The sequence below is a fragment of the Pontibacter saemangeumensis genome (genome assembly GCF_039541895.1).
Taxonomy (GTDB): Bacteria; Bacteroidota; Bacteroidia; order Cytophagales; family Hymenobacteraceae; genus Pontibacter; species Pontibacter saemangeumensis.
Genome location: NZ_BAABHC010000019.1, coordinates 1 through 939 on the forward strand (window position 1 = coordinate 1; position 939 = coordinate 939).

The 939-nt window shown below is 49.0% G+C and carries 2 protein-coding genes; both read right to left on the reverse strand.

Annotation, left to right across the window (positions count from 1 at the left end; translation table 11 throughout):
• Positions 1-259: hypothetical protein (locus tag ABD920_RS17570; protein WP_345160824.1), on the reverse strand; the 259-nt coding region annotated here is incomplete at its 3' end.
• Between the two features lie 312 nt (positions 260-571).
• On the reverse strand, positions 572-939 hold a 368-nt coding region (locus ABD920_RS17575), incomplete at its 5' end, for an ATP-grasp fold amidoligase family protein (protein WP_345160825.1).

The window sequence follows — 939 nt, forward strand, 5'->3', positions numbered from 1 at the left end:
TCCGGGCGAACTCGCGCGAGTTGCGCTTGTTGCTCAGCTTGCGCTGCCAGTGCTCCACGTCCCGCCACTTCTCCAGCGGGTCGCCCGCCGAAACAGCCGTGTTCCGGATCCACTCCGCGTCACGGGGACTCCAGAAAGTCTTATGCCTGTGTTTGATGCGTTGCTCAAACGGACCGGCTACAACCGGAGGCCTACCTATAAGCTCAAAATAATGCCTTTTAAATTTGTTTCTGATTGCTTTGATGGTGATTTTTTTCATAAAAGCAGAGATTGGAGAATCATTCTTTAATTTATATAGAAAGCAGGGTATGGAAGTTTCAGCATGTGGATCTTTGGTTATCCTGCCAGCAACAGTTACACGAAACTCGCCGGATTAAATCCGGCGTATATTGATAATGTATTGGAAGGGCACACCGGCTTGAAAACCTTGCCGGCTTAGCCCCTGTGTCGGCCTCATCTTTTAAAATTGAGGGGAGATGTCAGGATTTGGCATCAACGAATGAAACGAATGGCTGCAACCATATGATACGGCAATACAAAAAGTGTTTTTCCCGCGGGAGAACCTGGGCATTTATATCAAACCTGTGCAATTCCTGTCCCAGTAGTTTATAAACGATTTTTCAGCTTCCGGGGTAAAAAACTTTCCCTTAAATGGGGTTGGAGTGAACTCTCCAAATACGGCCCCTTTGTCAGTGGCATAGAAATCAATTCTGACAAAGATGCCGTAGGACCTGCTTAGCAGCTTCGCCTGTTGGAGGAGCTCGTGCAGGCACGTGGGAGGCGGCTGGGTTTCTGCCTGCGGATAATAAGTATTCACATTCGGCATAAGTTTCCAGTTCTCATCATAGCAGCTGGTTAACCCTTTTGCCGGCCCGAGCCGGTTGATGACCTGTATGCTGGCCACCTCCCCGTTGAAGGTGTAGAACTTGTAGTCGTCGG